At 28.4% G+C, this 25,014-nt stretch carries 26 protein-coding genes and 1 tRNA gene; 17 read left to right on the forward strand and 10 right to left on the reverse strand.

The genetic code is table 11. The annotated features are described in order from the left end of the window. Positions 1 to 17: 17 nt before the first annotated feature. Genes ACPB8Q_RS04140 through ACPB8Q_RS04170 form a run of 7 tightly spaced genes read right to left on the reverse strand, consistent with a single transcriptional unit; the run spans position 18 to position 5,730 of the window. The gene (locus tag ACPB8Q_RS04140) at positions 18 to 308 is read right to left on the reverse strand and encodes a V-type ATP synthase subunit F (protein ID WP_423791930.1); all 291 of its coding nucleotides are present in this window, start codon (positions 306 to 308) and stop codon (positions 18 to 20) included. After that, on the reverse strand, positions 309 to 1,481 hold the full coding sequence (locus ACPB8Q_RS04145) for a V-type ATP synthase subunit C (protein ID WP_423791931.1): 1,173 nt from the start codon (positions 1,479 to 1,481) through the stop codon (positions 309 to 311). Between the two features lie 10 nt (positions 1,482 to 1,491). Further along, complete coding sequence (locus ACPB8Q_RS04150) at positions 1,492 to 2,088, reverse strand: V-type ATP synthase subunit E (protein WP_423791932.1); 597 nt, start codon at positions 2,086 to 2,088, stop codon at positions 1,492 to 1,494. Positions 2,089 to 2,131: 43 nt separating this feature from the next. Continuing rightward, complete coding sequence (locus ACPB8Q_RS04155; protein WP_423791933.1) at positions 2,132 to 2,785, reverse strand: V-type ATP synthase subunit K; 654 nt, start codon at positions 2,783 to 2,785, stop codon at positions 2,132 to 2,134. 22 nt (positions 2,786 to 2,807) lie between these two features. Next, entirely contained in the window at positions 2,808 to 4,838 is a 2,031-nt protein-coding gene (locus ACPB8Q_RS04160) for a V-type ATP synthase subunit I (RefSeq protein ID WP_423793406.1), read from the reverse strand. Positions 4,839 to 4,868: 30 nt separating this feature from the next. Further along, a complete protein-coding gene (ahaH, locus tag ACPB8Q_RS04165) occupies positions 4,869 to 5,177 on the reverse strand; it encodes an ATP synthase archaeal subunit H (RefSeq protein WP_423791934.1) in 309 nt (102 codons plus the stop codon). A gap of 49 nt (positions 5,178 to 5,226) precedes the next feature. Then, a complete protein-coding gene (locus tag ACPB8Q_RS04170; protein WP_423791935.1) occupies positions 5,227 to 5,730 on the reverse strand; it encodes a DUF531 domain-containing protein in 504 nt (167 codons plus the stop codon). 132 nt (positions 5,731 to 5,862) lie between these two features. Here ACPB8Q_RS04170 and ACPB8Q_RS04175 point away from each other — a divergent pair. From ACPB8Q_RS04175 to pstK, 6 genes are all read left to right on the forward strand, one after another. Next, positions 5,863 to 5,947 (forward strand) — tRNA-Leu (locus tag ACPB8Q_RS04175). Positions 5,948 to 6,023: 76 nt separating this feature from the next. Beyond that, positions 6,024 to 6,683: a histidinol phosphate phosphatase domain-containing protein gene (locus tag ACPB8Q_RS04180; protein WP_423791936.1), complete on the forward strand. Its 660-nt coding sequence runs from the start codon at positions 6,024 to 6,026 to the stop codon at positions 6,681 to 6,683. Then, positions 6,673 to 7,530: a fumarate hydratase gene (locus ACPB8Q_RS04185; RefSeq protein ID WP_423791937.1), complete on the forward strand. Its 858-nt coding sequence runs from the start codon at positions 6,673 to 6,675 to the stop codon at positions 7,528 to 7,530. Before ACPB8Q_RS04180 ends, ACPB8Q_RS04185 begins: the two co-directional genes overlap by 11 nt. 12 nt (positions 7,531 to 7,542) lie before the next feature. Then, complete coding sequence (locus ACPB8Q_RS04190; RefSeq protein WP_423791938.1) at positions 7,543 to 8,196, forward strand: 2,5-diamino-6-(ribosylamino)-4(3H)-pyrimidinone 5'-phosphate reductase; 654 nt, start codon at positions 7,543 to 7,545, stop codon at positions 8,194 to 8,196. A gap of 2 nt (positions 8,197 to 8,198) precedes the next feature. Further along, positions 8,199 to 9,248, forward strand: a complete 1,050-nt coding sequence (locus tag ACPB8Q_RS04195; protein WP_423791939.1) for a DUF362 domain-containing protein — start codon at positions 8,199 to 8,201, stop codon at positions 9,246 to 9,248. Positions 9,249 to 9,258: 10 nt separating this feature from the next. Next, a complete protein-coding gene (gene pstK, locus ACPB8Q_RS04200; RefSeq protein WP_423791940.1) occupies positions 9,259 to 10,008 on the forward strand; it encodes an L-seryl-tRNA(Sec) kinase in 750 nt (249 codons plus the stop codon). Positions 10,009 to 10,535: 527 nt separating this feature from the next. Here pstK and ACPB8Q_RS04205 read toward each other — a convergent pair. Continuing rightward, positions 10,536 to 11,723, reverse strand: a complete 1,188-nt coding sequence (locus ACPB8Q_RS04205; protein ID WP_423791941.1) for a redox-regulated ATPase YchF — start codon at positions 11,721 to 11,723, stop codon at positions 10,536 to 10,538. Positions 11,724 to 11,796: 73 nt separating this feature from the next. On the opposite strand from ACPB8Q_RS04205, the gene ACPB8Q_RS04210 reads away from it, so the two are divergent. Continuing rightward, positions 11,797 to 12,525, forward strand: a complete 729-nt coding sequence (locus tag ACPB8Q_RS04210) for a Nif3-like dinuclear metal center hexameric protein (protein ID WP_423791942.1) — start codon at positions 11,797 to 11,799, stop codon at positions 12,523 to 12,525. A gap of 9 nt (positions 12,526 to 12,534) precedes the next feature. Continuing rightward, complete coding sequence (locus tag ACPB8Q_RS04215; RefSeq protein WP_423791943.1) at positions 12,535 to 14,304, forward strand: S16 family serine protease; 1,770 nt, start codon at positions 12,535 to 12,537, stop codon at positions 14,302 to 14,304. Here ACPB8Q_RS04215 and ACPB8Q_RS04220 read toward each other — a convergent pair. Beyond that, positions 14,297 to 15,742, reverse strand: coding sequence for a methanogenesis marker 14 protein (locus tag ACPB8Q_RS04220; protein ID WP_423791944.1), 1,446 nt, complete (start codon positions 15,740 to 15,742; stop codon positions 14,297 to 14,299). The two genes, ACPB8Q_RS04215 and ACPB8Q_RS04220, sit on opposite strands and share 8 nt — an antisense overlap. A 737-nt stretch (positions 15,743 to 16,479) precedes the next feature. Between ACPB8Q_RS04220 and tes the strand changes: the two genes are divergently transcribed. The 6 genes from tes to ACPB8Q_RS04250 are packed head-to-tail and all read left to right on the forward strand — an operon-like array spanning position 16,480 to position 21,556. Next, positions 16,480 to 17,961: a radical SAM protein gene (gene tes / locus ACPB8Q_RS04225; RefSeq protein WP_423791945.1), complete on the forward strand. Its 1,482-nt coding sequence runs from the start codon at positions 16,480 to 16,482 to the stop codon at positions 17,959 to 17,961. After that, positions 17,945 to 18,238 carry a DUF167 domain-containing protein gene (locus tag ACPB8Q_RS04230; RefSeq protein ID WP_423791946.1) on the forward strand — a complete coding sequence of 98 codons (294 nt, stop codon included), beginning with the start codon at positions 17,945 to 17,947 and terminating at the stop codon, positions 18,236 to 18,238. Before tes ends, ACPB8Q_RS04230 begins: the two co-directional genes overlap by 17 nt. Next, a complete protein-coding gene (locus tag ACPB8Q_RS04235) occupies positions 18,214 to 19,185 on the forward strand; it encodes a M24 family metallopeptidase (RefSeq protein ID WP_423791947.1) in 972 nt (323 codons plus the stop codon). The genes ACPB8Q_RS04230 and ACPB8Q_RS04235 overlap by 25 nt, the downstream gene beginning before the upstream one ends. A gap of 14 nt (positions 19,186 to 19,199) precedes the next feature. Further along, the gene (gene mtnP / locus ACPB8Q_RS04240; RefSeq protein WP_423791948.1) at positions 19,200 to 19,949 is read left to right on the forward strand and encodes an MTAP family purine nucleoside phosphorylase; all 750 of its coding nucleotides are present in this window, start codon (positions 19,200 to 19,202) and stop codon (positions 19,947 to 19,949) included. An 11-nt stretch (positions 19,950 to 19,960) separates the two neighbouring features. Further along, the gene (locus ACPB8Q_RS04245; RefSeq protein WP_423791949.1) at positions 19,961 to 20,728 is read left to right on the forward strand and encodes an HD domain-containing protein; all 768 of its coding nucleotides are present in this window, start codon (positions 19,961 to 19,963) and stop codon (positions 20,726 to 20,728) included. 30 nt (positions 20,729 to 20,758) lie between these two features. After that, positions 20,759 to 21,556: a DUF63 family protein gene (locus ACPB8Q_RS04250; RefSeq protein ID WP_423793407.1), complete on the forward strand. Its 798-nt coding sequence runs from the start codon at positions 20,759 to 20,761 to the stop codon at positions 21,554 to 21,556. Here ACPB8Q_RS04250 and ACPB8Q_RS04255 read toward each other — a convergent pair. Further along, on the reverse strand, positions 21,553 to 23,388 hold the full coding sequence (locus ACPB8Q_RS04255; RefSeq protein WP_423791950.1) for a threonine--tRNA ligase: 1,836 nt from the start codon (positions 23,386 to 23,388) through the stop codon (positions 21,553 to 21,555). The two genes, ACPB8Q_RS04250 and ACPB8Q_RS04255, sit on opposite strands and share 4 nt — an antisense overlap. Positions 23,389 to 23,483: 95 nt before the next feature. Here ACPB8Q_RS04255 and ACPB8Q_RS04260 point away from each other — a divergent pair, with 95 nt between their 5' ends. The 3 genes from ACPB8Q_RS04260 to ACPB8Q_RS04270 are packed head-to-tail and all read left to right on the forward strand — an operon-like array spanning position 23,484 to position 25,006. Further along, positions 23,484 to 24,026 carry a hypothetical protein gene (locus ACPB8Q_RS04260; RefSeq protein WP_423791951.1) on the forward strand — a complete coding sequence of 181 codons (543 nt, stop codon included), beginning with the start codon at positions 23,484 to 23,486 and terminating at the stop codon, positions 24,024 to 24,026. A 4-nt stretch (positions 24,027 to 24,030) separates the two neighbouring features. Next, positions 24,031 to 24,432, forward strand: coding sequence for a cyclic nucleotide-binding/CBS domain-containing protein (locus ACPB8Q_RS04265; RefSeq protein ID WP_423791952.1), 402 nt, complete (start codon positions 24,031 to 24,033; stop codon positions 24,430 to 24,432). 4 nt (positions 24,433 to 24,436) lie between these two features. Further along, a complete protein-coding gene (locus ACPB8Q_RS04270) occupies positions 24,437 to 25,006 on the forward strand; it encodes a pyruvate kinase alpha/beta domain-containing protein (protein WP_423791953.1) in 570 nt (189 codons plus the stop codon). Positions 25,007 to 25,014: the final 8 nt, after the last annotated feature.

The following is a 25,014-nucleotide window of genomic DNA, read 5'->3' on the forward strand; positions in this document are numbered from 1 at the left end:
TTTTATCACCTTAATTTTTATTTAACTACTCCAACAGCTTTTCTTATAAGTTCTTTTATAGGGTCTTCTTTAACAACTTTTCCAGATTTATCTGGAATTTGAACAACTACTTTTTTATATTTTTCTAAGAAATCTTTCACTTCTAATGCAAGCTTTTCTGTAATTATGACAAATGCAATATCTTCCCTATCTAATTCATTTAGAGCATTTATAACTTCATCTTTTGTTTTAGCTTCATAAACATCAGATAATCCAGCCAATCTAAAACCAATAGCTGTCTCAGTATCACCTATAACACCAATTTTCATTTAGCTCACCAAAGATTTGATTTCTTCTGGATTTAAATTCTCCAATTTTCCTTTTATAATTGTTTTTAGCTTTTTTACTTCACTTTCTTTTGCTATAATTAAGCTTAATATTGGACCTAAGCCAAATGGTTTTCTTAGAGCTATTCTTTTACTTTTATCAACTAAATAGTTATCCAAAGCTTTTTCAAATACATATACAGATTTTGTTTTATTAAATTCTTCCAATTTTTCAGCTAAAATTTGAGAGTAACTTGTTCCTTCTAAACCACTTATAACACCTTCAATTCCAGAAGCACCTGCTAACTCTTTCAACTTCCATAATGGTAATTCATAACCATCAGTTAAATATTTAATAATTTCATCTGCAGGTAAATTGTCTGATTTTGCTTTTAGTAAAACTTTTAGATTTTCAATATCAATCAATAATCCAATAAATTCTCTAAATAAATCTTCTTCTTTACCTTCAATCATAATTTCCTTTTTTAAGCTTTCTAAGTAATATTTATCTAATGCTAATTCTAATGGTAACAACTTTTTTGTTTGCTCATATTCTGGAAGAATTTCCTGTAAAATTTTGAAATATTCAGTCCCTTCTAATCCTCTAACTATTTCCTCAACACTTCCTACTTCTGTTAAATCTCTTAATTTATCTTTAAGCTCTCCTAATGGAATTAATAGAGGGTGTATCTCTTCAGGTTTTAGGTTTAGATATTTAGCTCTTAAAAGTGTCTTAATATTTTGAATATCATATTTTTTAATCAATATCTTTAAAACTTTTTTTGCTGAATCAGGAGATATATTATATATAAATGTATATAGGTTTGCTAAATAAGTATCAAATGCTCTCTCTACTAATAATGGGTCTTTCTTTTCTAATGTTTCTATAAACTCACTATAATCTGTATCAGCCAACAATCCCAAAATTTCTTCAAAACTTCCAGCTTCAATTAATTCATTTAATTTATTTGAATCTAATAATTTACCTTCTCTACTTCTAATTCTTGCATTTACATATGCATAAGGGGCTAAATCAATAATCATCTTAGTAATCCAAACAATAATAACAAGAACAATAATAACAGTTATTATTGTTATAAGCATAGTAAAGGGATTGTTCATAACATCCATAAGTGTTTTAAATAATGTCTCTCCCATCAATGCCCCTATATCCATTATACATCACCTAAAATAGCTTCTCCACAATCTTAATCCTAATTTCTGGCAATTTTCTTTCAAAAACAGCTTCTAAACTATTATCTACTAACTTAGTTCTTTCAATATTCTCTAATATTATTCCTCCAATTATATTAGCTGTTTCTACGTTAAGTTTTATATTCTTTCCAAACTCATATTTTAATTCTTTTTCTATATTTTTAATTAATTCTATATCTCTCTCATTTATTTTTGCATAATATTCCTCTTCTTCTCCTAAAACATTAATAGCATCAACTGTTAATTTGTATAATATATCCTGATATTTATCACTTTCAGGGAGTTTCTTTAAATCTTCTCTTAGTTTTTCAATAGCTTTCTCTATAATTTCCTCTCTTGCTTTTAGTAATTTTTTCTTTGCCTCTAATTTTGCCTCTGCTATAATTCTATTTTTCAACAATTCAGCCTCTTTCTCTCCTCTCTTTAAAATTTCTTCTTTTCTTTTTTTTGCTTCTTCTTCAGCTTTCTTTAAAATTTCCTCTTTTTCTTTTTTAGCTTCTTCAATTATTTTATTTGCCTCAGCTGTTGCATCTTCTAATATTTTAGATTTTATTTTATCAATTCCCATCATATCTCACCTTAAAAAAATTTAAAAAGAGAATTTTAGAGTTTTATAATAAAACCATAATTAATATTGCTATTAACAAACCAAAGATAGCAAATGTCTCTGGCATAACAGCTAAAACTAACCCTTTACCCATAGCTTCTGGGTCTCTTGCAGTTGCTGCAATAGCTCCTGCAGCAGTAATACCTTGTCCAATCCCAGACAATCCAGCAAACCCAACTGCAAATCCTGCACCTAAAGCAGCAACTGTTGTAGCTCCTGCTCCACTAAATACACCAACTAATAACAATATAGAAATTAACAACCCATAAATTGCTTGTGTCTCTGGTAGAACAGAGAAAACCATAGCTTTACCAAACATTTCACTATCCTCAGCTGTTGCTCCTAAACCAGCTGCAGCTGCTATACCTTGCCCAATAGCAGATAATCCAGCTAAACCAGTAGCTAATCCAGCTCCAAACATTGCCCATGCAGGAGCTGTTTTAAAGACAAACAAGATTAATATTGCTATTAAGAAGCCATACAACCCTTGTGTCTGTGGAAGTGCTTGGAAAACAATTGCTGTCCCAAACTTGTTAGGGTCTTCTGCAATAACGCCTGCTCCACTTGCTCCTGTTATTCCAGCACCAATTCCTGAACCTAAACCAGCTATACCAACTGCTAAACCTGCTCCAATAGCTCCTAATAATATTGGTTCCATATCTTTTCACCTCAAAAATTTTTTATTGTTGTGTTAGAGTATATTCTCTTTTAGCTTTGAAAGGGGTAAATTTCTTACCTCCTCCTTCATAGAATTGGCTGAAGAATTCAACATAATGTAATCTTAGAGAATGAATGAAAGCTCCTAAACCATTCATTACAAAGTTGAATATATGCCCACCTATTAATATAATTATTGCTAAAATTACTCCAACTATTGGAATGGCTTCTCCAACTAACTTAGCCATAATATTTACAGCCATTGCTAAACCTCCAGTAGCTAAACAGAGAGCCAACAACCTTGCATATGAAAGGACATTTCCTAAAAATCCAGTTATATCTAAAGCTCCTAAACCAGCTCCCATAATTCCATTTTCTTTAAATCCTTTATACATACTTGCCAATAGGACAATTATTAATGCAGCTATTACAACTATTGGTATTTTGAATGATACAACAGTTATTGTAAATGCTGGATACAATGCTAATCCAATAACTATTGACAATATCAACAAAATCCAAATACCTTGGTTTATTATTGCATCTTCAACTAATCCTCTTCTTATATTTTCTTTAAATCCTACTATCAACCCAATAAATAAATGCAACATACCAACAGCTATAGCAAATGCTAAGATAGCTATTGGCCCATTTGGTATATAATTACTTGCTCCTAATGGATTAACTAATGCCAATCCCATTTTATAGATATCAATTCCTAAGAACTTATCTAAGAAATCTCCTAAATAACCTCCTGTTAGAACTCCAGCAATTATTGTAGCAATTCCTGCTAATGTTAAAATATATCCTAATTTACTTGCTCCTTCACTTACTTTACCCAACTTTTTCCACATCCATAAACCAACTAATGTCAAAGCTAATCCATAAACTGCATCAGTTAGCATAATACCATAGAACAATAAGAATCCTGGAACTAACAAGATTGTTGGGTCTACTTCGTTGTATTTAGGCATTGCATACATCTCAGTTAGCATTTCAAATGGCTTAATTGGTTTAGGATTGTTTAGCATAACTGGGATTTTATCTTCTTCAACATCAGGCTCATCAATATCTACTACACAGTATCCATTAGACTTTTCTTCAACAATTCTTTTAGCTTTATCTATATAGAGAACAGGAACCCACATCTCAATGTAGTATGTTCTCTCAGTTCTTCCAAAGTTGTTGTATGCCTCAGCCCTTTCTTTCTCAATATTTAATAATTCATAAACAACTAAAAGCTTTTTCTTCCATTGTTTAGCTAAATCTCTTATTTTATTTTTGATACTTTCTAATTCTCTATCTATTTCTTTTAATCTATTTTCTATTTTGTTATATTCTTCATCAGGTTTTCCTTCTCCTTCAACATCTAATCTTTCAAATTCATATTTTCTCAATATAGATAAAGCTTTATCTAAATACTCTTTTAAAACAACTACAATAGAGACAACTTTTTTGTTGTTCTCATCACCAATCTCTTTACATTCTAATATGTCAGAATATCCTGATGTTTCATTTTCCAATATATTCTTTAATTCATTTATTTTGTTTTTTGGAATTAATCCAATTGTTATATATGTATATACTCCTTCTCCTAACAATGATAATGGAACATCAATCCCTAAAATATACTTTAATTGTTCTTTTAACTGGATAAGTTTTGACTTTTCATTTTCTAATTCATTTAATTTATTTGACAATTCCTCTAAATCTTTCTCAACATTATTAACAATACTCTTAACATAGTTCATAACATCTTCATGAGAGTTAGGTACTCTTTCCTTTTCTGGTGGTTTTGGATTTAATAACTCCTTAATTCCACCACTTTCTTCAGAAACACTCTCAAATAAATCCAAATATTTGCTAACTTTTAACATTAATGAAGTAACATCTCTTATATATGGTGCTGATGATGAAGGTTTTATAAGATTTCTCCATTCAATATCTTCTAATTTTTCAGATAAATCATAAATTTCAGCTACACCTTCCTCATGTAGGGCCCTTACAACATCATCAACATATTCATCCAATATCACCATTTTCATCTTCTTCATTCTAACAGGTCTCACAACAAATCACCTTTTTTAGAATTCTAAAACTTCATCTAAGGATAAAGATAGAACTCTAACCTTTGCAATAGACATAATTTGTTTTTTTTCATCCTCAACTTCAACTAAAATATTTTCAGCTTCTTTTTTAGCTTCCTCTTCAGCTTTTTTAAGCATAAGTTCAACTTCTTTTTTTGCCTCTTCCTCTGCTTTCTTTATTATTTGTTTAGCTTCCTCAATTGCTTCATTCCTTATCTTTTCAGCTTCTTCTTTTGCTTGTTGTATCTTATTTACTGCTTCTTCTTCTGCCATTCTAACGTCTTTTAATGCCTCTGCTATGCTCATAACTTTCACCAAAAAATAGGAGAATTAAAAATTATTTATTGAATTATTATTAAAAACTTTTAGATAGCCAATAAATTGTTGATGGTATAATACCAATAGCAGTACAAGTTTCTAAGGATACTCCTTTCTCAGTTATATCTAAATGATACTTACAAAATCTTAAAATATCTTTTGGTAGTCCATGCCTACCTAAACCAACAAATAGACCAATTGGTCTATTTTTCAAAAGTTTTACAGTATCAATTGGAGTTATTTCTTTTGATTTTTCTGGTTTAGATGTTGTAGCAATAGGAATTCCAAATTGAGGTAAAAATTTATCAACAATAAAAAATCTATTTTTATCAATTAATTCTTTTAAATAGCTACCTTCATTTCCAATAGTTGTATTTATATTATTTAAATCTTCTTTTTTACATGGAAAGTCCATAATAGCTAAGTTGAAATCATAGGCATAACATACAGGAGCTGCTCTTGCAATAGCTCTTTTATGTGCTTCGTGCCATCTTTTTTTATCATAAGAATTATATAAAATTAGCGTTGCTCTTTTATACATAAATATCGGAAATAGCTTTCCTAATTATATACAATAGTTAATCTTTAATTGTAACGATATTTAAATACAACATATAATGTTCAAACCGAAAAGTTTATATATGAGGATAGTGATTATTATTTTTGCTCACGTGCAGGGGTCGCCAAGCCTGGCCAAAGGCGCCGGACTTAAGATCCGGTCCCGAAGGGGTTCCGGGGTTCAAATCCCCGCCCCTGCACTATTTGTTTGATAACAATAAATAATTTTATTTTTATAACACAATATATTCATAGATTTAAATTTTTGGTGAAATTGTGAGATATGAGTTTCATACACATACTGTTTTTAGTGATGGAGAACTAATCCCTTCTGAACTTGTTAGGAGAGCTATTTATTTAAATTATAAAGCAATAGCTATAACAGACCATGCTGATGCAAGTAACTATAAAGAGTTAATTGAAAAGGTTTTATTGGCTAAGGAAGAACTAAAAAATTATTGGGATATAAAGGTTATTGTTGGTGTTGAACTTACCCATATTCCCCCAAAATCTATTCCTAAATTAGCTAAAAAATCAAAAGATTTAGGAGCTGAGATTGTTGTAGTTCATGGAGAAACAATTGTTGAGCCAGTTGAAGAAAAGACTAATTACTATGCATCTATTTCTGAGGATGTAGATATCTTAGCACATCCAGGATTTTTAGATACAGACACAATTAACAATTTAAAAGAGAACAATATTTTTGTTGAAATATCTGCAAGAAGAGGACATTCTTTAACAAATGGCTATATTGTTAATGTGGCAAGAGAGCATAAATTAAAAACTTTAATTAATACAGATGCCCATTCTCCTTCAGATTTAATAACCTATGACTTTGCCAAAAAAGTAGGTTTAGGAGCAGGATTAACAAATAGAGAGTTGGAAAAGACATTGTTGGATTATCCAAAAGAGCTATTAAAAAGAATTGAAAGGTGAAATTATCATTACTGTTGATGATATTGTAGAATTATTTAGAGAAGCTGTAATTTATCTCCCAAAGGATGTAAAAAAATCTTTAAATGAAGCTTATGAAAAAGAAGAGGGGAAATTATCAAAAGAAACATTAAAGGCAATAATTGAAAATAATAAAATAGCTGAAAGTGATTGTGTTCCTCTATGTCAAGATACAGGAGTTCCTATTGTCTTTTTAAAAGTTGGGAGAAATATAAATACAAATGAATTGTTTAAAATATTTGAGATAATAAAAGAAGGTGTAAAAAAAGCAACAGATGAGATTCCTTTAAGGCCTAATGTTGTCCATCCTATAACAAGAGAAAATATTGGAAATGTTGGATTATCATCTCCATTTATTAATGTTGATTTTGATAAAAATTTAGATAGAGAAATTGAAATAACAGTATTCCCAAAAGGAGCAGGTAGTGAAAATATCTCTTCTTTAAAGATGTTAAAACCATCTGATGGTTTGGAAGGAATAAAAAAATTTGTTTTAAATGTTGTTGGAGATGCATTAGGTAAGCCATGCCCTCCAATAGTTGTTGGAATAGGAATAGGTGGAACATCTGATTTAGCTTTAAAATTAGCTAAAAAAGCTCTTTTAAGGAATATTGGAGAGAGACATAAAGATAAAGAAATAGCTAATTTAGAGATTGAACTATTAAACAAAATTAATGAGTTAGGAATTGGAGCTATGGGTTTAGGTGGAAAGATAACTGCCTTAGATGTATTTATAGAGATAGCTGGATGTCATACAGCATCTCTTCCAGTTGGAGTGTGTATTAACTGTTGGGCTCATAGAAAAGCAAAAAGAAGATTTAAACTTTAAAAGTGAAGATTTATGAAACCTTATGTTATATCAAATGTAGGAATGAGTTTAGATGGAAAATTAGCCACTGTTGGTGGGGATTCAAGGATTTCATGTGAAGAAGATTTAATAAGAGTACATAAAATTAGAGAAAAAGTAGATGGAATAATGGTTGGTATTGGAACAGTTTTAAAGGATAATCCAAGATTAACAGTCCATAAAATTAAATCAAATAAAAATCCAGTTAGAATTGTTGTTGATAGTAAGTTAAGAATTCCTCTCAATGCAAGAGTACTAAATAAAGAAGCAAAAACAATTATAGCAACTACTGAAAAAGCTGATAAAGAAAAATTAAAAGAACTTTCAAAGATAGAGAATGTAGAGGTTATAATTTGTGGAAAAGAAAAAGTAGATTTAAAAAAACTAATGGAAGAGCTATATAAGAGAGGAATTAAATCTATATTGTTAGAAGGAGGAGGAACATTAAACTGGGGAATGTTTAAAGAGGGTTTAGTTGATGAGGTTTCTGTATATATTGCTCCCATGATTTTTGGTGGAAAAGCTGTTAGTTATGTTGATGGAGAAGGTTTTAAAACTGTTGATGAAGCAGTTAAATTAGAACTAAAAAATTTTTATAGGTTAGGAGAAGGCATAGTTTTAGAGTTCAAAGTTAAAAAAGATGAATAAGTATGAAAGTTTATCTACTTAAAATTAAAGATTATGATGAGTTAAAATTTCATAAAAGTTATCTTGACAATATTTTAAATGATATTGAAGGAAATATATTGATTAAACCTAACATTTTAGGAGCTTTTCTTCCTGAAAAATGTGTTACAACACATCCTAAATTTTTAGAGTGGATTCTTGACTATCTATTAAATAAAGATGTTAATATTGTTGTAGGAGATTCTTCTGCTTACAATACTGAAAAAGCTTTAAATGTTAGTGGGATTAAAGAAGTTTGTGAAAAATATGGAATAAAATGTATAGCTTTTGAAAAAGATAAATCAAAAAAAGTAAATATATGTGGAGTTGATGTTCTCTTACCAAAGAGCTATTTTAATGCAGATTATATTTTGAATTTACCTAAGTTAAAGACACATGTTTTAACAAAATTTACAGGAGCTGTAAAAAACCTATATGGATTAATCCCAGGAGGATTAAAAGGAAAGATTCATAGTTATTATCCATCAGAGGTAGATTTTTGTAAGTTTTTAGCTGATTTTTATAAATTCATAAATAAAGATAAAAAAATTATTACTATAATGGATGGAATATGTGCATTAGAAGGAAATGGACCTTCAGCAGGAAATCCAAAAAATTTAGGAGTAGTTATAGCATCAAAAAATCCAGTTGCTGTTGATTACTTTACAACTTACTATATTGGTTATAATCCTGAAAAGATTTTAACAAATAGATTATTAAAAAACTTTAATGATTTGGTTGTTATTGAAGACAACAAAATATACAATTTTAGAGAGATTAAACCAGTTAAATTTAAGAAACCTATAACCTCTTTATTACCATTACCTCCCTTTATAATAAAAATGCTCTTTAATCTATTGACATATAAACCAAAAATTGTAAAAAGTAAATGTAAGAGATGTGGAATTTGTAGAAAAGTGTGCCCTGTAAATGCAATAACAAAAAACTATAAAATAACCAATAAATGTATAAGATGCTACTGTTGTTTTGAGTCATGTCCTCATAAAGCTATAAAATTAACTATATTTTTATAGTGTTGAGAGTATGCTAATTATATTAGTTGGACTTCCTGCTGTAGGAAAATCAACATTCTCCAAAAAATTAGCTAAAATTTTAGCTGAAAAAGGGATTGATGTAGTTATCTTAGGAACAGATTTACTAAGAGAGAGTTTTCCAACATGGAAGGAAGAATATGAAGAATTTATTAAAAAAGAAACTTTTTATTTAATTGATAAAGCTCTATCTAAGTATTGGGTTATTGTTGATGATACAAACTACTACAATTCTATTAGAAGAGATTTAATTAATATTGCTAAAAAGCATAACAAACCTTATGCAATTATCTATTTACATGCCCCTTTAAATATTTTATTAGATAGAAACAAAAAAAGAGGAGAAAAGATACCTAATGAAGTTATTTTAAAGATATACAATAAATTTGATGTTCCTGGTGAAAAATATAAGTGGGACAAAGCTTTTTTAACAATAGATACAACTCAAAGTATAGATTATAAAGAGATAGCTAAAAAATTGATTGATAAAAGTAAGGAACATAAAGTTGTTAATATAGACAAAATAAATAACAATACAAAAAATAAAAATTTGGATTTATTAGATAAAAACCTAAGAAAAGCTGTTGGAGAAATAATAAAAAAATATAGATTGGATAATAAAGACATAGAAAGAGTTGTTAATTTAAGAAAATCTTTTTTGAAGAAATATAAAGGAAAAGATTTTGATATTAATTCTGTTATTGAGGAGTTTTATAAAGAGACTAAAAAAATAATAAAATAATTTAAGGTTATATTTTGAGTATTGTCCTTGTTTTAATGGACTAACGATTTAGACCCTTGCTGTTCATCCTTATTTTATGTCCGAACTACCCATATAAATCTTTCATTTTTCACCTTATTTTTCTTAACTGGATAATTATTAAAATATCCATAAAAGCAAGAAGATTTGTGCATAGTATTTTATATATCAACTTGCACAACCGTGGCTAAAAATCTCGATAATTAGGACTTATTTAACATAATCAAAAACCAATCCAAACCTAAAACTACACAAATACGAACAAACAACTAAAATCTCCAAAAAAATTAGCATTACTTTTCCTTAATTTTCTCATACCAAAATCTAAGGAAGGATATATGAAAGCAAGAAAACTTAATTAGAATAATTAATATTATACATTAAAAATATTAATAAAAGTAACCTATATATAGAATTTTAGAGTTAAATTATTATAACCCTACTCCATAGTGGGTAGGGTGTAATACTTATTTTTACTGTGCCCCGTAGTGGGCACAGTGTATTCTTATCTACTTAGCAGAGACAATTTTTATAATATCTCCATCCTCTAATTCATAATCTGCTGAAATTCTCATTTTGTTTCTTGCATTAATTGCATAAATAAATCCTTCTCCTAAATCAGTATGAATTTTATAAGCAAGTTCTCTTGCAGTTGTTCCTTTTTTAACTAAATAAGCATCTGGCAAAACATTTCCTTGTTTATCTGAAAATTTATTTTCATCCTCAACTGGATAGACAACAATCATATTCAATAAATCAAAGTATGCCTTATTTAGACATTCTCTTACTCCTGTTGTTTTATACTTATCTAAAAATTCTTTAATAAATTCAAATGCTTTTTTCATTTGATTATTTAATTTAGATTCATCCAATATTATAAAATCTTCTCTATCCTCTTTATAAATCCTCTTTATTATTCCAGCTTTTTCTGCTTTTTTCAAAGCCAACTCTATTTCAGCAGATGTTGGAACAACTATAAAATCTTTAAACTCCTCTTTTAGTTTTTTAATATTTTTTTCAGCATCTGGATGGTCTGCTTTGTTAGCAGCTATGATAATTGGTTTAGAAATTTCTCTCAACTTTCTTGCCAAGTATTTTAAATCTTCATTAGTCCATTTTATTGGAGATTCATCTAAATCTCTTATTGCATATTTTATATCTTGCTCATCTATATTTAATCCACTTAACTGTTCTTTTAAAGCTTTAACTATATTTTTTTCTTGTTGAGCTCTTCTTGAAAGTTTATCCCAGTTTTTTGTTAATATATTGTAAATCCACATATCTATCTCTTCTAATATAAATTTAACATCCTCAACAGGGTTACCTTCCCCAGGATTTCCTTCTTTATCTGTTTTTCCTGAGGCATCTACAACCAATATTAATGCATCTGCTCTTCTCAAATCATCTAAGAATTTGTTTCCCATACCTCTACCTTCATATGCCTTAGGGACTAATCCAGCAACATCTAAAACTTCAACAGGGATATATCTAGTTCCTTCTATACACAGAGAGTTTTTGGGACTACATTTTAAATTTAGTTCCTTACAAGGACAAGGTTTAGTTACATATCCAATTCCTTTATTTGGCTCAATTGTTGTAAATGGATAATTTCCTATTTCAGCTGGTTTTTCAGTTAAAGCAGAAAAGAAAGTAGATTTTCCAACATTTGGCTTTCCAACTAATCCAACTAATGCCATACTTTCACCAAAAATAAAATTTTTTATACCTTAATAGTTATAAATTACTTTTAACAATTTTTCTGGTGTTTAAATGTTAGCAGAGGATATAATAAAAGTTATTGAAAAATTTGCTCCAAAAGATTTAGCAATTGAAGGAGATAATGTTGGTTTATTATTTGGTAGAGAAGATAGAGAAGTTGAGAAGATTGGAATTGCATTAGATTGCTCTTTAATGGTTTTAGAAAAAGCTTATAAATTAGATATTGACTTTCTTTTTACTCATCATCCAATATTAAAAAATCCTGTTAATAGATTTACAAACATAATATATAAAAAATTAAAGCTTCTTGCTGATAAGGATATTGTTCTCTACACTGCCCACACAAATTTAGACATATGCAAAAATGGATTAAATGATACTTTGGCAGAATTTTTTAATTTGAAGGATGTTGAGCCTCTCTATGATAATGGATTGGGGAGAGTTGGAATTTTTGAGAATTCTTTTGATGAGTTTTTAAATTTGGTTAAAGAATTGGAAAAGAACTATGTTTTAGTTAAAAGCAAAGAGATAAAAGATAATTTTAAATTAGCTGTTCTCTCAGGTTATGGTTTATCTCAAAAAGATATTGAATATGTCTCAAATAAAGCAGATGTTTATCTTTCTGGGGATTTAACACACCACTCTAAAATCTTAGCTGAGGAATTGAAGTTAGTTGTTGTAGATGCCACTCACTACTCAACAGAGGTTTTAGGTTTAAAGAAAGTTAAAGAGTATCTTGAAAATAAATTAAATAAAAAAATTATTAGCTTAGATTTTTGAGGTGATAACTTGAAAAAAATTTTAGCATTTCTGTGTTTGTTCTTTTTAATATCTTCAAATTTAGCAGTTATTATAAAAGCTCCTGCTGTTTCAGAAACTGAAGCAGGAACTTATAAAGGAGTTCCAATAACTTTTGATATAGAGGTTTCTAATGGAACTGGACATGTTTTTATGGATACACTTCCTTTAACTCAAATGGATATGCAAGGTTCTGCAAGAATAGCTGCAAAAGTAGCTGGAGAAGTTACTGGAAAGAATATGAACAAATATAATGTCTATATAACTGTTAGAAGTGATGTGCCATTTGTTGGTGGTCCATCTGCTGGAGGTACTATGTGTGTTGGAATCATAGCAGATTTATTAAATCTCTCTATTAATCATAGAGTTATGATGACAGGAGCTATAAATCCTGATGGTTCTATTGGTCCAGTAGGAGGAATTTTAGAGAAGATTGAAGCTGCTAAAGAGGCTAACTGTACAATAATGTTAATTCCAAAAGGTCAAAGATACATAAAAGTTGAAGGTAGAGTAATAGATGCTGTTGAGTTTGGAAAGAAATTAGGGGTTAAAGTTTATGAAGTAGGAAATATTTATGAAGCTCTTTCATACTTCACTGGAAAAAAATTCAAAATGAAAGAATATCCAGAGAATCCAGCAATTGAAGAGAAATATAAAAATATAATGAAAAATTTATATTTAAAGGTTATAAATAGAGCTAATGAAAAATACAAGAAAGTTAGCAATATTTTAAATACTTACTACTTTGGATATGAATATCAATATTTTTTAACAAATGAGCTAAATAAAGCTAAAAAGCTTTTAGATGAGGCAAATGATGCTTATTTAAATGGAGATTATTATACAGCAACATCAAAAGCTTTCAATGCAATGATTATATTGGAGAAAATAGATGGATTTATCCAATATCTTTCAGGAGATATAACTGTTAGAGATTATCTTCTGCAAACACAAAAAATTATTGATAAAGATAAAAAACTTGTTTATTCAAAAAATTTAACTACTGGAAACTTTGAAGAAGTTTTAGCTGGAAGAGAGAGAATATTTGAAGCAGAAAATATCTTAAATAATGCTTGGAAATCTTACTACAATGGAGATATAAAAGATGCAATAGAAAATGCTGCCTATGCAAGAATGAGAGCTGAAAGTGCTGTATGGTGGATAAACTTAGCTAATGAATCAGGAAAAGAACTAAATAAAAATAAATTAAGAGTATTAGCTCAGCAGTATTTAGATAATGCTGAGACAGTATATGGATATGTTGTAAGTATGTATCCTAACTTATTTACAAACTTTAATGATTTAGATGAGGCAAAAGAAGCTTATGACAATGGAGATTATCTATTATCTATAGCTAAGAGTATAGATGTTTGTGTAAAAGCAGATATTCCATTGGTTATGTTTTCAGATATAAACTATCTTAAAAAATATGCTAAAAATAAAATTGATATGGCAGAATATTATAATATAACTCCTCTCTCAGCTCTATCATATTATGAGTATGCAAATAGCTTTAATGACACATTATCAAAAATTATGTATTATAAATATTCCTCATACTATGCTCAAATGGACATGGATGTTATAAAATCCCAAAACTATAAATTGGAAAAATTAGAGCCAACTTATGTAGTTGAAGAAAATGAGGTTGTTGAAGAAAATGGCAATATTCCCCCAAATATATCATATATAGTATTATCTTTCCTATCAGGATTATTTATTGGATTGTTTGGAGGATATATTTCAAGAAGATTTACTTAATCATTCCTCTCTCTTTTTGCCATTTCATTCTTAAACCTAATATACATGGCCCTCCTCTATTTCCTCCAATAGGAACTTTTGGAGTACCTAAACAGTTCATACACCTTGCCATGACAGAAGCTCCTAATGCTAATCCATCTTCTACAAATACAACATTTTCCTCTACTTTATCCCAAATATTTAGCTTCTCTAATTTCTCTAAAATTAACTCTGGTTTTTTTCCTGTTATTCCTGCTCTACCAGTCACACCAACAGCAGTTCTGTCAGATATTAATCCTTTTTTGTATGCAAGTTCTACCAATCTATAAACTACATCAGACATAACATAATCTAAACATGACAATAAAGTAGAGATATTACTTTTTTCAACTAACTCCTTACCTAATTCTGTTAATTTATAAAGTTTATCTCCATTCTCTCCAACATCACAACCTATAAGTGTAGTTCCAGCCTTTTTAGCAGCTTCTACATCTACTGGAACTGTTCCAAATCTATTAACTCCTTCTGGAACTTTCCTAATATCTATATATTTATGTATTTTTTCAGCATATTCCTTAGCAAGTTCTTCATTTGCTTTTCCATCAGGTTTTAAATCTAAAACAGCTCCAGTTTTTTCATCTATTTTTCCAGAACCTCTTGCAATTGCATCTGCAATAGCTCCAGCTAATCCACATAAATTACCAATAACTTTTGCATAGGGTAGTTCATCATTTGTTATTCTTCCTGCTAATGTTGTCCCAAAATCAATACTCATACAAGGATTTCTAAAATCTACATGAGTCCATTTACTACCAACTTTTACTCCTGCTGTTACCAATTCTCCCTCCATTTCATTAGCAACAACTTCCTTTCCAGTTGGTGGTAGAACTCCTGTTACAGCCCCATCAAATATAATCTTATCTAAGAAAGAATATTTATCAAAAGGTTTAGGTAGTTGGTCTTTTGTCATAGCAGGAGTCATTTTTTGTGGAGGGACACCAGCAAGCATACAACCTTGAGCTAAGGCTATTATAACTTCACCAACCTCCTCAGGAGAAGCAAATCCAGCAGTAACTCCAGTACTTCTAACAACAAAGTGCAAATCATCAATAGTTAAGTTGGCTTTTTTTAAACTCTCTAAAAGAACATCTCTAACCATCTCAGCAACAGCTTCTCTTGACAACTCAACTCCCCATAAAGTTTTACCAAAAATCTTCTCTCCTTTTTTTGGCTTCCTAACATCTCTTGTCATTCTTACATACTTACTTACTATATAGGTTTTTCCAGTATCCATATTTGTAGCAGTTATTATTGATTTTGTTGTTGTATTCCCCAACTCAACAGATGCAACAATATAATAAGGATTCCTTTTTAATTCTATTAAATCAACACTTTGAGATTTTGCATAAGCTATATTTTTTTTCTTTTTGAATAGATTTTTTAGAAATTCCAGTACCATAACATCTCACCAAAAATTAAATTTATTTTCTTTAAAATAAATTTTTAAATTCTATATTTAAAATTTTTATGGTTATATTTATCACGCTAAAAATTTTTATTTTTTGATTTTATTTGATTTTAGTTGGTTATTTTTAATTTAAATGATTTTTAGGAAAATTCAGAGGGGGTCATTATTTTGAATATTTTATATATTTTGATTATATAATTTATTGAGATTTTTTAGTGTTTTATGTTGTTTCTTCTAATATTTGTAAATCTCTAATAAATTGGTTTAGTTTTTAGATATAAAAAATTTTTATTGGATTAATAGGAAATAGAAAGATTTTTATAAAAGTTCAAAGGTATATAAATAAATAGGGAAACCTACCCTTCAAAAATTTTTGTGTAGAAAAGCTTATATATGAGAAGGTCGTTAATGTTATTATGTCTAAAATGTGCCTCCTGTTAAAATCGAGCCTCTTGGAGGATGGAAATCAACTAACTGAAAATCTCCTTTTTTTCTTTTATATGAGTTAAAATCGAGCCTCTTGGAGGATGGAAATTAGTAATAATCTCTCCCATCATCTGCCTCTTCTTCAAGTTAAAATGTTAAAATCGAGCCTCTTGGAGGATAAAGATTCATATGAGCTATTTTTTATCTATTAATTTAAAAATTTAAATTCATAAGATAGTAGTTATCTTTATAAATAGCTAATAATAAAATTTTATAATTAAAAGTTTTTTAAGGTTTTAAATATGGAAAAAGATATTATAACAATATGTCCAATATGTTTTAAAAGAATTAAAGGAAAATTAATAGAGAAAGATAACAAGGTTTATGTTATAAAAAAATGTGAAGAACATGGAGAGTTTAAAGATATCTATTTTGGAGATTATGAAACATATAAAAAATTCAGCAAATACTATTTTACAAATAAAGTAAAATCTCCAATAACTAAAATTGAAAAAGGATGTCCTTTTGATTGTGGATTATGCCCAAATCATAAATCAGAGAGTGTTTTAGTTAATATAGATGTAACAAATAGATGTAATTTAAATTGTCCAATATGCTTTGCAAATGCTAATAAAACAGGTAAAGTTTATGAGCCAAGTTTTGAAAAAATTAAGGAAATGATGATTAATCTAAGAAAGTTAGGAGTTCCTTACTTACAGTTTGCTGGTGGAGAGCCAACAGTTAGAGATGATATTTTTGAGCTAATAAAGTTGGCTAAGGATTTAGGATTTTTAAATATTCAATTAGCTACTAATGGAATAAAACTCAAAGATAAGGAATATGTTAAAAAACTGTTAGATGCAGGATTAAACACTATCTATTTACAATTTGATGGTTTATCTGAGAAACCATATTTAATAGCAAGAGGTAAGAATCTATTTCCAATTAAAGATAAAGTTATTAAAAATTGTAGAGAAGTTGGATTTAATGGTGTTGTATTAGTTCCTACTTTGGTTAAAAATGTTAATGATAATGAGGTTGGAGATATCATTAAATATGCTGTTGATAATTTTGATGTTGTTAGAGGAATTAACTTCCAACCTGTTTCTTTTGTTGGGAGAGTTGATGAAGAAGTAAGATTAAAAGGAAGAATAACAATTCCTGACTTTATAAAGTTAGTTGAAGAACAAACAAATGGAGAGATATTAAAAGATGATTTCTATCCTGTATCTATTGAGTATCCAATATCCAAATTTGTAAGTAAATTAATTAATAAGGATAAAGTAGCTATATCTTGTCATCCTTGTTGTGGAGTAGCAACATACATATTTGTAGAAGATGGAAAAATAATCCCAATAACAAGATTTTTAGATGTTGAGGGATTTATTGAGTTTATAAATGAAAATATAGAGAATTTAGATTCAAAAGTCAATAAGTTAAAGGTATTGGGAGAGTTATTAATAAAAATTAAAAGATTTATTGATTTTGAAAAAGCTCCAAAATGCCTAAATATGAGAGAAATGCTAAACCTATTAGTCAATACTTTAAAAGGAGATTATTCTGCTGCTGTTAAACTACATCATAAGATGTTAATGATTGGATGTATGCACTTTATGGATGGATATAACTTTGACATTGATAGAGTTAGTAGATGTGTTATACACTATGCTCTACCAGATGGAAAAATAATTCCATTCTGTTCTTACAATTTGTTATATAGAGAGATGTATGAAAACAAATACTCCATACCAATAGAAGAGTGGAAGAATGCTAAAAGAATGTGAAGGAGGAGTGTTGTTAGATATTGAAGTTCAAGCCAATGCAAAGAAAACTGAAATATATAAGATAAATGAATGGAGAAAAAGAATTATTGTGAAAGTTAAATCTCCACCAGTAGATGGAAAAGCTAATAAAGAGCTTATAAAATTCTTTTCTAATAACTTTGGAAAAGCTAAGATTATTAAAGGTGAAAAATCTAATTTAAAAACTATTTTTATAGAAGAAAAGAAAGAAAAAGTTTTAGAAAAGTTGAGAAAATGGATAGATGTGAAAAATTTATAAAATATATGGAAGAAGAAAATATAAAAAAAGCTGTTATTTTAAAGAAAGAAAATATAAACTATTTTTTAGGAAGATATTTTCCAAGTTTTGGAGTTTTAGTTTTTGAAGATAAACCTTATCTTTATGTTGGTAAGTTGAATAAAGATTTAGCTGAAACTTACAATATAGAAGTTAGAGAATTCAAAGATTGGAAAGATATTTTTAAAGATGTAGATGGTGTAGAGGAAGAACTACCAATTAAATTTTTAAAATATTTAAATAAGTATAAAACAATATCTCAAAAAATAAAAGAGATGAGGATGATAAAAGAAAAGGATGAGATAGAAAAGATAAAAAAATCTGCTGAAATAGTTAGTAATTCCTTAAAAAATTTGGATTTTGATAAGAAAGAGATTGAATTAGCTGGGGAAATAGAATATAGAATGAAAATAAACAACTCTTTAAAGCCTGCTTTTGATACAATAGTTATCTCAAAAGAGAAAACTTCATTTCCTCATGCACTCCCAGAAGATAGGAAGATAGAAGATATTCTTTTAGTGGATTGTGGAGCAGTTTTTGAAGGTTACTGTTCAGATATAACAAGAACTTATATATTAAAAGAAGATAGTGAAATGAAAAAAATTTATAGGTTGGTTTATGAAGCTAAATGTTTAGTTGAAGACAACTTAAAAGAAGGGGTATCAACAAAATATTTGACTGAATTAGTGAATAATTATTTTGGAAATTATAAAAAATACTTTATCCATTCATTAGGACATGGAGTTGGCTTGGAAGTCCATGAACTTCCTAATTTCAGAGAGGATTTTAAGTTAAAGGAGAATATGGTTATTACAATTGAGCCAGGTTTATATATAAAAAATAAGTTTGGTGTGAGAATAGAAGATTTATATTTAATAAAGAAAAATGGATTCAAAAGATTAACCAAAACAAAGATTGAAGAATATTAATAAGGGATATAAATATGATTGCTATAATTGGTGGAACTGGAATAAACAAGATGTTAAAATTAGAAAGAGAAGAGAAGATAACTACTCCATATGGAAAAGCTAAGGTTATGAGAGATGACAATATTGTTTTGTTATTGAGGCATGGGGAAAAACATAACATTCCTCCTCATAAAATAAATTTTAGAGCTAATATATATGCTCTAAAAATGTTAGGTGTAGAGAGAATTTTAGCAATAAATTCTGTTGGCTCTTTAAAAGAAGATATACCTCCAGGAAGCTTCTTAATTCCTAATGATTTTATGGAATTCACTAAAAAGAGAGAAGAAACATTTTACAATAAAAGAGTAGTTCATATAGATTTAACACATCCTTTCTGTCCTGAACTAACAAATATATTAAAAGAGATTTTAGATAAAAACAAATTTGAATATAAAGAAGGAATATACATCTGCACAGAAGGTCCAAGATTTGAAACAAAGGCAGAGATTAGATTCTACAAAACTTTGGGAGATGTTGTAGGAATGACACTTTATCCAGAGGTTGTATTAGCAAGAGAGTTGGAGATGTGCTATGTATCTTTATGTAATATAACAAACTATGCCTGTGGAATCTCTAAAAATATTTTAACTGTTGAGGAAGTATTTGAAACTTTAAAAGAGATGGAAGAGAAGATTTTAAAAATTGTTGATGATTTTGTTAATTATAAATTCCCTAAAAGAAGTTGTATATGTAAAGATGCTGTAAAATTAGGTGAAATTAAGTAAAGTGAGAGAATATGGAATATGAAGAATTAGAAAATTTAGAAGGAGTTAGTAGGGAGATATACAACCATTTATTAGAGGATGTAAGAATAAATACATTTTTAAAGATGTCTAATATTATGGCTGTTGGTAGGTTAGGATATAATGACCACGGAAGAGTTCATGCTAAAATAGTTGCAAACAATGCAATAAAAATGCTAAAAATTTTAAATAAAAGAGGAATAGAGCCAAATTTTGTAAAAGATTGCAATGGAACATTTGAAGATTCTATAATAATAACTTTATTAGGAGCATATCTCCATGATATTGGAAACTCTATCCATAGAGATATTCATCATCTTCATTCAAGTTATTTGGCTAAGGACATTGTTATAGACATATTAAAAAAATACTATCCTGAAAATAAAGCTTATCAAATGCTCACAGAAGTTTTGCATGCTATCTACTCACATAGTGAGGGAATTATGTGCTTAACAATTGAGGCAGGAGTTGTAGCCGTTGCAGATGGGACAGATATGACAAAAGGAAGGTCAAGAGTTCCAATAAAAAAAGGTTGTTATGATATTCATTCTATTTCATCTGCATCAATTGAAAAAGTTATAATAAAAGAAGGGGAGAATAAACCAATTAAAATAGAAATTCTACTTACAAATGAAGCTGGTATATTTCAAATTCAAGAAATATTGGGAGAAAAAATAAAATGGAGTGGATTAAAAGATTATATTGAAGTTTATGCAAAGGTAATAAAAGAAGAAAGTATATTTAGAGAAATTGTTCTATAATTGCAAAATAAGATTTGTGTGATAAATTTGATAATAGATTATATTAAAGAATTTATTTATAAGTATTATATTTTACCAGCAGAAACTGGAAGTGGTTATAATTTAGTTCAAGAAATTACTTATGGAGCTATTTTAGCTTTTGCATTGTATCTATTCTACTTAGGACTAAAAAAGTTAGATGTTAAGATAGATTTTAAATTTGCCATTCCTTCTGTTGTTTTTGCTGTATTAATTGCTTTAATGAGAGCTTTGGTAGATTTAGGATATATAGAAAGAAGTTTTTTAACAATTACTCCTGGAATTATCTTTTTAGTTGGAGGATTTTTCATTATAACAATTCTTTTATCAGCTTATTTTTTTAAAGATAATTATTATAAAGTTTCTGCTGTTATTGGGGCTATTCCATTATTATATTTTTTAACTGTATTCTTTAAACATATTCATCATCCAGAAGCCTTTATTTATTTCATTTTATTATTTTCTCCTGTTTTAATAGTTGTATATTTAATAAATAAAAAAATAAATATTTTAAAAGATAGATTAGATTATTTAGCAGTTATAGGGCAATTAACAGATGCAACTGCTACAACAGTTGGAATAGCATTTTTTCATTATTGGGAGCAGCATCCTATACCAAGATTTTTAATGGAGCACTTTACTCCTTACTCTTTCTTAATAATAAAAACAACTGTTGTTTTAGTTATTCTCTACATTCTAAATAAAGATGTAGATAATGAAGATTTAAGGAATATAATAAAGCTATGTATTATGGCATTAGGATTAGCTCCTGGATTAAGAGACTTATTTAGAACAATTATGGGAACTTAATGGAACTTTGGTTGTTTTGAGTATAACATTGGAAGAGGTAATGGTCTAAATGGATAGTTTTTAGTTTTTTCTTTTATTTCATTTATTAATTCATCAACACTCATTTTAACTTTATAGCTATTTTTTAATGTTGATTTTTCTCTAATTGTAACTGTTAGATAGTTGTTTTTTATTTCATCCTCTCCTAAAACAACAACATAATTAACCCAATCCTTTCCAGCATTTCTTATTTTTTTACCAACTCTATTATCTGTATCATCTACATCTACTCTAATATTATTCTCTTTCAACTTATTAGCTATTTCAATTGCTTTATCTAAATATTCTTCTTTAACTGGGATGATTCTAACTTGTATTGGAGATAACCACAATGGTAAATATGGTAAAGACTCTTTTTTACTACCTTCACTCTCTAAAATTCCACATAATGCCCTCTCAATAGAACCTGTTGGAGAACAGTGTAATATAATTGGATATTTATCATCTACTTTTATATTGAATCTCTTGCTACTTTCAACATCTATCTGAACTGTTGGGTTTTCAATTGGTCTTCCTAAACTATCTATAACAGCAATATCTACCTTTCCAACCCAGTAGTGTTTTCTTTTAGGTAAGAGCTCTAAAATTACATCTTTATTGTATTTTTCTATATACTCATTAATTAATTTTAAAATCCAATCTTTATACTCACTGAAAAAATCTTCTGTAAATCTGAATATTACATTGTAAGATACATTTAAATCATTTCCAGTTTTTAGACACATCCAGAACTGTTTTTCAAACTCTTCCATAGCTTGCTTTAAATCTAAACATAATGTGTGCATATCTGGCATTGTAAAGCATCTTAATCTCTTTAATCCTACCAATTCTCCTCTTTGTTCATATCTAAAACTGTAAGTAGAAAGTTCATAAAGCTTTAAAGGCAAATATTTAGGGAGAAGATACATATCTTTTTTCATCATAAACTGTCCAAAACATGCTGCAAATCTTAGCATTAAATCTCTATTACCTTGTCTAAATCTATACTGTCTCTCTCCAAACTTATCAGCATGCTCTTTAATAGCTTTAACTCCCAAATCATACATAACAGGTGTTTCAACAGGCATAGCTCCATAAGATACTACTAAATTATAAACATAATCAGCCAATAAATCTCTAATTAATTTCCCTTTTGGATACCATCTAAAATGTCCAGCATCTGATGCATCTTCATAAGAACATATATCTTTCTCCCCAATAATCTTTATATGGACTGGTTCTTTTTCAGAACTTTCTTTAATTCCTAATTCATACTTAGCCAAAGCTAATAGTTCATTATCCTCTATAATATCTAAATTATCTTTGTTTAGTTCTATTAATTTACCATCTTTGACTAAATAAAATTTAGATTCAATTTGTTCTTTTTCTTCTTTCTCTTCTTCTGGATATATCTCTCTTGATAACTCACTTAGAGGATGTCCTTTACAACTTAATTTAAATGCTTTATACCAACCAAAAGGAACTCTTAAAACATTATACTTATTCTTTAATCTTTCCTCTAATGATTTTAAAACTTTTAAAGCAACTTCTGGAGAAGAGAGATTTTTAGATAGATGTGCATAAGGATAGATAACAACATTATTAACTTTTATTTGTGAAATTACATTTTCTATTTCTTCAATTGCTTTATTTACAACACTTTCAGGATTTTTTTCATCTTCTTTCTCAACAGCTATAAAACAAACTAAACAATCCTCCATTTTTCCTTTTAAGTTATCTGTCTCCTCTGCTATTTTTGTTTTTTGCTTAGCTTCAAACTCTAAATAATCTGCATGTATTAGAAGCATTTTCAAATATATCACCCAATTAAAATTTTATAATTATAAGCAAAAAAATATAACTATACCACACTACATATTTTTAATTTAAATCTTTTTGGAGGTTGAGTATGGAAGTTCTTGAACTATCTGAGAATGTCATAATTATAAAAAATGGATTAAATGTATATAAAATAATAATAGATAATAACGAAGGTAAGTTATTAAAGTTAGTAAAAGATAAATATGTTGTTGTAGAAGAGGGTTTTAAAGGAGATAATAAAGAGATTATTGAAAAAGCTAAAAAATATATAATACTAATAGAGGACATAAAATTTGACCATACAAAAAATTCATGGGTTAGTGCTGTTGGATTAGATGAAAATGATTTAAATGATATTTTCTATACTCTTGTTGATGCAGTTGAACATTCCAATACATTATCAGAAGATATAGAATACATATACAAAAAATATAAAGATGATATTAGAAAGCTGATAGTTGCTCTTATATATTTTGGACAGTTTATTGAAGATAGTAAAACAAAAGATTCTCTTTTGAAAATTTATGAATTTATATCTAATTGGGAAAAATCATTATTATATCATAAGTTAGAAGAAATAAAAAAAGAAAAAGAAAATAAAAACCATAAAGAGCAAGGTTATATAAGGTGAGTTTATGATTTCAGGATACTTAGTTAGAGATGTAATGACAAAAGGAATAGTGGAGGTTCCATTAGAAACTAAGTTGGTGGAAATAGTTGAGATAATGAACAAATATAACATTTCCTCTGTTGTAGTATCTGATGGAGAGCAATTTTGGGGAATAATAACTGATTTGGATATTCTAAAAAATTATGAAAAATTGGAAGAATTAACTGCTGAGGATGTAATGACCACTAAGATTGTAACTGTAAGTCCAGAAGTTCCTTTGGAAAAAGCTATTAATATTATGGTAGAAAATAAGATTCATCATATATATGTTAAATCTTCATGTGAAGATAGAATAATAGGTGTTATATCCTCAAAAGATATTATTAAGTTGTTTGATGAGCTTATAAAAAAGAGAAAATTAGAGTGAAAACATGATATTGTTTGACAAACCAGGAAAACAAAATACTGATGAAACACTAAAAATAGCTGTTGAGAGAGCTAAAAAGGGAGATATTAAGAGTATAGTCGTTGCATCTTCTTATGGAGATACTGCTAAAAAACTTTTAGATTTGTTAGAAAAAGAGAATCTAAATTTAAATGTAGTTGTTGTTACCTATCACCAAGGTTTTCATGGAGAAGATAAAATATCTATGCCTAAGGAAGTTGAAGAAGAACTAACAAAAAGAGGTGCAAAAGTTTTTAGAGGTACTCATGCTTTAAGTGGAGTTGAGAGAGGAATATCCAACAAATTGGGAGGTTATGGGCCAGTTCAAGTAATAGCAGAAACTTTGAGAACATTTGGACAAGGAGTTAAAGTTTGTTATGAAATAACTATTATGGCATGTGATGCAGGATTAATAAAAGCTAAGGAGGAAGTTATAGCAATAGGTGGAACTAGTAGAGGGGCAGATACAGCTATGGTTATAAAACCTGCAAATATGAACACATTCTTTAACATAGAAGCAAGAGAAATCTTGTGTATGCCAAGAAACAAAAAATAATTTTTTAT

The organism is Methanocaldococcus indicus, from assembly GCF_049554935.1.
GTDB classification, from domain to species: Archaea; AGJL01; Methanococci; order Methanococcales; family Methanocaldococcaceae; genus Methanocaldococcus; species Methanocaldococcus indicus.

Coding starts and splice junctions, on each gene's coding strand:
- ACPB8Q_RS04245 (WP_423791949.1), top strand. CDS start 19,961: ATGGAATATGAAGAATTAGAAAATTTAGAAGGAGTTAGTAGGGAGATA.
- ACPB8Q_RS04155 (WP_423791933.1), bottom strand. CDS start 2,785: ATGGAACCAATATTATTAGGAGCTATTGGAGCAGGTTTAGCAGTTGGT.
- ACPB8Q_RS04150 (WP_423791932.1), bottom strand. CDS start 2,088: ATGGGAATTGATAAAATAAAATCTAAAATATTAGAAGATGCAACAGCT.
- ACPB8Q_RS04140 (WP_423791930.1), bottom strand. CDS start 308: ATGAAAATTGGTGTTATAGGTGATACTGAGACAGCTATTGGTTTTAGA.
- ACPB8Q_RS04270 (WP_423791953.1), top strand. CDS start 24,437: ATGATATTGTTTGACAAACCAGGAAAACAAAATACTGATGAAACACTA.
- ACPB8Q_RS04160 (WP_423793406.1), bottom strand. CDS start 4,838: ATGAAGAAGATGAAAATGGTGATATTGGATGAATATGTTGATGATGTT.
- ahaH (WP_423791934.1), bottom strand. CDS start 5,177: ATGAGCATAGCAGAGGCATTAAAAGACGTTAGAATGGCAGAAGAAGAA.
- ACPB8Q_RS04260 (WP_423791951.1), top strand. CDS start 23,484: ATGGAAGTTCTTGAACTATCTGAGAATGTCATAATTATAAAAAATGGA.
- ACPB8Q_RS04170 (WP_423791935.1), bottom strand. CDS start 5,730: ATGTATAAAAGAGCAACGCTAATTTTATATAATTCTTATGATAAAAAA.
- pstK (WP_423791940.1), top strand. CDS start 9,259: ATGCTAATTATATTAGTTGGACTTCCTGCTGTAGGAAAATCAACATTC.
- mtnP (WP_423791948.1), top strand. CDS start 19,200: ATGATTGCTATAATTGGTGGAACTGGAATAAACAAGATGTTAAAATTA.
- ACPB8Q_RS04210 (WP_423791942.1), top strand. CDS start 11,797: ATGTTAGCAGAGGATATAATAAAAGTTATTGAAAAATTTGCTCCAAAA.
- ACPB8Q_RS04230 (WP_423791946.1), top strand. CDS start 17,945: ATGCTAAAAGAATGTGAAGGAGGAGTGTTGTTAGATATTGAAGTTCAA.
- ACPB8Q_RS04235 (WP_423791947.1), top strand. CDS start 18,214: ATGGATAGATGTGAAAAATTTATAAAATATATGGAAGAAGAAAATATA.
- ACPB8Q_RS04195 (WP_423791939.1), top strand. CDS start 8,199: ATGAAAGTTTATCTACTTAAAATTAAAGATTATGATGAGTTAAAATTT.
- ACPB8Q_RS04220 (WP_423791944.1), bottom strand. CDS start 15,742: ATGGTACTGGAATTTCTAAAAAATCTATTCAAAAAGAAAAAAAATATA.
- ACPB8Q_RS04265 (WP_423791952.1), top strand. CDS start 24,031: ATGATTTCAGGATACTTAGTTAGAGATGTAATGACAAAAGGAATAGTG.
- ACPB8Q_RS04190 (WP_423791938.1), top strand. CDS start 7,543: ATGAAACCTTATGTTATATCAAATGTAGGAATGAGTTTAGATGGAAAA.
- tes (WP_423791945.1), top strand. CDS start 16,480: ATGGAAAAAGATATTATAACAATATGTCCAATATGTTTTAAAAGAATT.
- ACPB8Q_RS04205 (WP_423791941.1), bottom strand. CDS start 11,723: ATGGCATTAGTTGGATTAGTTGGAAAGCCAAATGTTGGAAAATCTACT.
- ACPB8Q_RS04145 (WP_423791931.1), bottom strand. CDS start 1,481: ATGGATATAGGGGCATTGATGGGAGAGACATTATTTAAAACACTTATG.